The sequence below is a fragment of the Mesorhizobium sp. M5C.F.Ca.IN.020.29.1.1 genome, assembly GCF_003997375.1.
Classification (GTDB): domain Bacteria; phylum Pseudomonadota; class Alphaproteobacteria; order Rhizobiales; family Rhizobiaceae; genus Mesorhizobium; species Mesorhizobium wenxiniae.
The window spans coordinates 1-6,410 of the sequence record NZ_RZSW01000365.1; the positions used below are offsets into that span (position 1 = coordinate 1).

4 protein-coding genes and 1 pseudogene are annotated in these 6,410 nt (G+C 63.9%); 4 read left to right on the forward strand and 1 reads right to left on the reverse strand.

What is annotated here, in order from left to right; genetic code table 11:
* The 3 genes and pseudogenes from EOA85_RS24175 to gndA all read left to right on the forward strand — a co-directional run.
* Positions 1–129 (forward strand): annotated as a pseudogene (locus EOA85_RS24175) (DUF1775 domain-containing protein); the annotation flags it as partial.
* Between the two features lie 56 nt (positions 130–185).
* Positions 186–1,826, forward strand: a complete 1,641-nt coding sequence (locus tag EOA85_RS24180) for a copper resistance CopC/CopD family protein (protein ID WP_127211443.1) — start codon at positions 186–188, stop codon at positions 1,824–1,826.
* Between the two features lie 406 nt (positions 1,827–2,232).
* Complete coding sequence (gene gndA / locus EOA85_RS24185) at positions 2,233–3,660, forward strand: NADP-dependent phosphogluconate dehydrogenase (protein ID WP_127211444.1); 1,428 nt, start codon at positions 2,233–2,235, stop codon at positions 3,658–3,660.
* Here the strand turns inward: gndA and EOA85_RS24190 are convergent.
* Complete coding sequence (locus EOA85_RS24190; protein WP_127211445.1) at positions 3,657–4,703, reverse strand: LacI family transcriptional regulator; 1,047 nt, start codon at positions 4,701–4,703, stop codon at positions 3,657–3,659. The genes gndA and EOA85_RS24190 overlap by 4 nt on opposite strands.
* Positions 4,704–5,103: 400 nt before the next feature.
* On the opposite strand from EOA85_RS24190, the gene EOA85_RS24195 reads away from it, so the two are divergent.
* Complete coding sequence (locus tag EOA85_RS24195) at positions 5,104–6,342, forward strand: ABC transporter substrate-binding protein (protein ID WP_127211446.1); 1,239 nt, start codon at positions 5,104–5,106, stop codon at positions 6,340–6,342.
* Positions 6,343–6,410: the final 68 nt, after the last annotated feature.

Consider the following 6,410-nt stretch of genomic DNA (forward strand, 5'->3'; position numbering starts at 1 on the left):
CTCCATTTCCCGGTGGTGCAGGAATGCGATGGCATTGCCGAACGCTGGATCGAGATTCCGGCGGCCGGCCAGGATGAGGATGCGCTGGAATATCCCGCGCCTGGTCCCAAGCTGTTGCCGAAGAAGTGATCCTTAGGCGGTCGCCTCTATCCGAAAGAGCGCGCCGCTGTTTGTATGGCAGTGGCATGAGCGCGGCACCCTTCCTTCGGACGATCTGCACAACCAGCAAGCGCGCCGGTCGGCTTGCGGTCGGGCAGCTGGCTGCGATCGTGCTGCTCGCCATAATTGCTGCGCCAACTCAGGTCTTTGCCCATGCGGCGCTGATCACGACCGAGCCGGCTGATGGCGCGGTGCTGGGACAAAGTCCTACGCAATTTTCGCTGACCTTCAGCGAACCGGTGTCACCGCTGGTGCTGACCTTGGTGCGGCCTGACGGGACGCCGGTTCCGCTGACGTCCTTTCGGCTCAGTGTCCAGACGGTCGAGATCGACAATCCGCAAACGCTCGGGTCCGGCACACATGTGCTGAGCTGGCGGGTGATTTCCGCCGATGGCCATCCGGTCGGCGGCTCGGTGCTGTTTTCCATCGGCGCGCCGAGTGCTGCGCCGGCCGTCTCCGAAGTCGTCGACCGGGGTCTGAGGTCGGCGATCTGGATCGGCAAGATCTTTCTCTATGTCGGCCTCTTTCTCGGCGTCGGCGGCGCCTTTGCCATCGCCTGGCTGGCGAAGGGCGGACGTTCCGGCCAGCGCTTCGCCATCGCCGCAATCCTATGCGGCCTTGTCGCGGCGCCTTTGTCGCTCGGCTTCCAGGGACTGGACGCGCTCGGTGCGCCGCTCGTCCGGCTGGCGCAGCCGGGCGTCTTGCAAGCCGGGCTCGGCACAAGCTTCGGCTGGACGGTCCTGGTCGCGCTGGTGGCGCTCGGGCTTGGGCTGCTGTCGCTTGTCGGGCCGCGCGGCGGTGCAAAACTGTTTGCCGTTGCCGGCTTGGCCGCTGTCGGTGCCGCCCTCGCCGCCAGCGGGCATGCAAGTGCCGCCGAACCGCAATGGCTGACAAGGCCGATGGTGTTTCTACACGGTGCCGGCATTGCCTTCTGGGCCGGGGCGCTGGCGCCGCTCAGTCTCGCCATCAGGCGGAAGCCGGTCGAGGCCACGCCATTCCTGCGCCGGTTTTCCCAAGTGATACTGCCCGTCGTGGCCGTGCTTACGGCCACCGGCATCGTGCTGGCTGTCATCCAGGTGCAGGCGCCCGCAGCTTTGCTCGAGACTGCCTATGGCGGGCTGCTGCTGGTCAAGCTGGCACTGCTGTTCTTTCTGTTCACGCTGGCCGCGACCAACCGCTGGAAGCTGACCGGTCCGGCCGAAGCGGGAGAGACGGAAGTACAGAGGAGGCTGGTCCGCTCGATCGGCATTGAGATGCTGATCGTTCTGGCGATCTTCGGCGTTGCCGCCGGCTGGCGCTTCACGCCGCCGCCACGCGCCCTGGCGATCGCAGCAGAGCAGCCGGCGTCGGTGCATATCCACACACCGAAGGCGATGGCCGACCTCAGCATCACGCCCGGCCATGTTGGGCCGGTTGCCGCCTCGATTGTCATCATGACCGGGGATTTCGGCCCGCTCGATGCAAGCCAAGTGACGTTGGTGCTGTCAAAACCCGACTCCGGCATCGAGCCGATCAAGCGCGCGGCGAAAAAACCAGGCGACGGCACCTGGCGCGTCGACGGTCTCGTCGTCCCGGTTCCCGGCCGATGGACAGCGCGGCTCGATATTCTCGTCTCGGATTTCGAGATCGTGAAGATAGAGGCGCCGATCGACATCAGGCCGGAGTGACGTGCTGATATTCAGGTGATGCCGGCCTGCAAATGGCGGTGTCCTGCGCTTGCCTACAGCGCCGCGCGCCCTCTCGGGCGCGCAAAGGACGCTGTAGCACTTTGATTTTGCGCATGATCCTTTCCGAAATCCACCTCGATTTCGGGGTCATGCGCGTGCTCACGAACTCAAGTACGCTCCGCTCCGGTTCTCGGAAACCACCTGTTTGGTCGCTTCGCGCCCGCCTTCGACTCCGGCTCGGCCTGACCTGAATCTCAACACGCCCCAGCTGTAGCACAATTCGGCAAGGCGGTTGACGCGGTCCTGAAGGCCCGTCAATCATCCCAGCAAGAATGGCATCCCGACAAGAATGGGCATCGCCACAAATCGCGGCCTCAACAAAAGATCCGAAAGTAGGGAAGAAACGATGGAAAAAGCCGAAATCGGCCTGATCGGCCTTGGCACGATGGGCTCCAACCTGGCGCTCAACATCGCCGAGAAGGGGCACCGCATAGCCGTCTTCAACCGCACCGCGGCACGCACCGACGCCTTTGTCGAGAATGCCGGGGCGCTCAGGGATATGGTGGTGCCCTGCTACAGCCTGGAGGAACTCGCCGCCGCCATCCGGCCGCCGCGGCCGATCATCATCATGGTGCTGGCCGGCAAGCCGGTCGATGAGCAGATCGCGGCACTGAGCGGCGTGTTGTCGGCCAACGACATCGTCATCGATGCCGGCAACGCCAATTTCCGCGACACGATGCGGCGCTTCTCCGAGCTTTCCGGTTCGGGGCTCACCTTCATCGGCATGGGCGTGTCCGGTGGCGAGGAGGGCGCGCGCCATGGACCGTCGATCATGGTCGGCGGCACGGAAGAGTCCTGGAAACGCGTCGAAAAGGTGCTGACCGCCATTTCGGCCAAGTTCAGGGACGAGTCCTGTGCGGCATGGCTTGGCACCGATGGCGCCGGGCATTTCGTCAAGACCGTCCATAACGGCATCGAATATGCCGACATGCAGATGATCGCCGAGATCTACGGCATTTTGCGCGACGGGCTCGGCATGGCGCCGAAGGAGATCGCACAGGTGTTTGCCGGCTGGAACAAGGGCCGGCTCAACTCCTATCTGATCGAGATCACCGCCAAGGTGCTGGCCGCCGACGATCCGAAGACGGGCAAGCCGGTGGTCGACATCATCCTCGACCGCGCCGGCCAGAAGGGCACCGGCAAATGGTCGGTGATCGAGGCGCAGCAGCTCGGCATTCCGGCCACCGCGATTGAGGCCGCGGTGGCGGCGCGCGTCTTGTCATCAATCAAGGACGAGCGTCTGGCCGCCGAAAAGGCCTATGGCAATGGCGGCGTGACCAAGATTTCCGGAGACAAGGGCGCGCTTCTGGGCGATCTCGAGCTGGCGCTGTTCGCCGGCAAGATCGCTGCCTATGCGCAAGGCTTCGCGGTGATGAGCGGCGCATCGAAGGAATTCAACTGGAACCTGCCGATGCCGACCATCGCCAAGATCTGGCGGGCCGGCTGCATCATCCGCTCGCAATTGCTGGATACGATAGCGGAAGCCTTCGGCAAGGGTGGGGCGGCTACCAATCTGCTGATGGCACCGGCTTTCGTCGCAATGATGCAGGAGGCGCATCCATCGCTCCGGCGCATCGTGGGAAGAGCGTCGGAGGCTGGCTCGCCGGTGCCGGCGCTGTCGTCCGCGCTCGCCTATTTCGATAGCTACCGCCAGGGCCGCGGCACCTCGAACCTGATCCAGGCGCAGCGCGATTTCTTCGGCGCGCACGGCTTCGAGCGTATCGACGGGCCGGGCGCGTTCCATGCCCCTTGGGGGAGCGGGGCGGCGGGTTAGTCGCGGCGATAGGCCAGAACCTCGGTCGGCATGCTCAGGCTCTGCAAGGAGCCAGGTGCTGCGCCGCCGATCCAGCCCAACACTGAGCGGGCGAGCTCGGCGCCGGCCAGCCGGAAGTTCTCGTTGACCACCAGCAATTCCCTACGGAACAGGTGGAGCAGGTCGGACGACTGCTTGGACACCACGTCGACGTCCCGGCCGAGCTTGAGGCCGGCGTCCTCGATGCCGGCGACGATGGCGAGGGTAGCGGCGGCGGCACTGCTGACGAAACCGTCGGGCCTGGCGTCGCGGCGCATCAGCTGTGCGGTCCTCATTCTGATCTGCTCGATCGAATGGTCGATCGAAACGGTGTTGAACGGGATTTCGCTGGCGCCGACATCGCTCAGCGCATCGGTGAAGCCGTTCAGCGTATGACTGTGGTAGGTCAGCTCGACCGGAGGCGCCAGCAGAGCCAGCCTGCGGCGGCCGATGCCGGCCAGATGGCGTACAGCCTCGGCCGCGAAAGCGTAGTTGTCGAAATCATGGTAGGGGTGGATCAGCCCCATATCGGTGCGGCCATGCGTGGCAAAGGGGATACCACGCTCCAGCATGTAACGGGCCCTGGGGTCATTCGGCTGAGTGCGCGAAATGATGACGCCGTCGGCGGAGCCGGTTTCCACCAGATAACGTATCGGGTCCAGAGGATCCTGCGAGCGTGAATAAGGCGTGACGATCAGGTGATAAGGTGTGTCGGCGATGACTTCCGAGACGCCGTAGATGATATCAGAGACAAAGCTCATGATCTCGCGTTCGGTGTTGAGCACGAGACTGATGACGTTGGTCTTGCCGGTCCGCAGGCGCACACCGGCACGATTGGGGCGATAGCCGATCTGTTTGGCGACGAGCTGGACGCGCCGCCTAGTCTCGGCGCCGATCTCGGGCGCGTCCTTCAGCGCCCGCGATACGGTGGTGACGCCCAGCCCGGTCATGAAGGCAAGCGTCTTCAGCGTCGGCCGGCCTTGTCCCGACGCCTCGTCGTCCTTTTCCGTCTGTTGTCTGTCCATTCATCCCGCCCGTCAGGCGCATAGCAGTTGCCGTGCAGGTCGGCAATCGGCGGGTCGCCCGCCTGATGAACACCCTATATACTGAAACGTTACAGATTGTCACTTGCCATCGCGCAGAGGCCAGTAAAAGCTAGCTTGCATGAGCGCCGCTCCCGTTCGTCGCGAAGTCGGTGGGCGTTGGCAGGACTTGCCCGCGGAGCAAGGTTTTGCCGAATTTCACGCATTGCGGCATCATTTTTGCAAGGCAGCCTGTCTTACTGCGCTGCCCTGGACGGACATTGCGCGGCGTGTTTGTTCGCGGCTCGAAAAAACCCCGAACTGCTGCTGTTCGGGGGTTGCGCGCCTCCCACAATTGCCGTATCGAAAATCTGTAACGTTTCAGATTCTGGGAGGAGCCGAAATGCGATACCAAATCATGACCGCTGCGTTGGCAGTGACAACCGCGCTGCCATTCGCCGGCCCGGCGGCAGCGACGGATCTGGAAGTGACCCATTGGTGGACTTCGGGCGGCGAGGCGGCGGCGGTCGCCGAATTCGCCAAGGCGTTCGACGCGACAGGCAATCATTGGGTCGACGGCGCTATCGCCGGCTCCGGCGGCACGGCGCGGCCGATCATGATCAGCCGCATCACTGGCGGCGACCCCATGGGCGCCACCCAGTTCAATCACGGAAGGCAAGCGGAAGAACTGGTGCAGGCCGGTCTGATGCGCGACTTGACCGATCTCGCCGCCAGGGACAAGTGGGCGGAAATCGTACAGCCGAAGAGCCTGCTCGACGGCTGTACCCTAGACGGCAAGATCTATTGCGTGCCGGTCAACATTCACTCCTGGCAGTGGCTGTGGCTGTCGAACGCGGCCTTCGAAAAGGCCGGTGTGCCGGTACCGAAGAATTGGAATGAGTATGTTGCAGCCGCCCCTGCGCTGGAGAAGGCAGGCATCATACCGCTGGCGGTCGGCGGGCAGCCCTGGCAATCCTCAGGGGCTTTCGACGTGCTGCTTACGGCGGTCGGCGGCACGGACACTTTCTTGAAGGTCTATCGCGACAAGGACGCGGAATTCGCCGCCGGACCCGAGGTCGCCAAGGTATTCAAGGCCGCGGACGATGCCCGCAAGATGGCGAAGAACACCAATGTGCAGGACTGGAACCAGGCCACCAATCTCGTCATCTCCGGCAAGGCCGGCGGCCAGATCATGGGCGACTGGGCGCAGGGCGAGTTCCAGGTTGCCGGCCAGACCGCCGGAAAGGACTATACGTGTCTTCCCGGCCTTGGCCTGAACGAGGTCATCGCCACCGGGGGCGATGCCTTCTACTTCCCGCTGCTGCAGGACGCTGAAAAGTCCAAGGCGCAGGAAGCGCTGGCCGAAGCGCTGCTCGATCCCAAGACGCAGGTCGCCTTCAACCTCAAGAAGGGTTCGCTGCCGGTGCGCGGCGATATCGACCTCAAGGCGGCGAACGACTGCATGAAGAAAGGGCTCGACATCCTGGCCAAGGGCAGCGTCATGCCCTGGACGGACCAGCTGCTGTCACAGGACACCCAAAAGCAGAAGGAGGACCTTTTCTCCGAGTTCTTCGCCAAGCCTGACATGACCGTGGAAGAGGCACAGAAGCGCTTCGCCGACATCGTCGCCTCAGCGGACTGACGGTCGACGAACCGCTCGCTCCCGGCCCGCGACCGCGGGGCCGGGAGCGAGCGGGTCAAGGTCTTGAC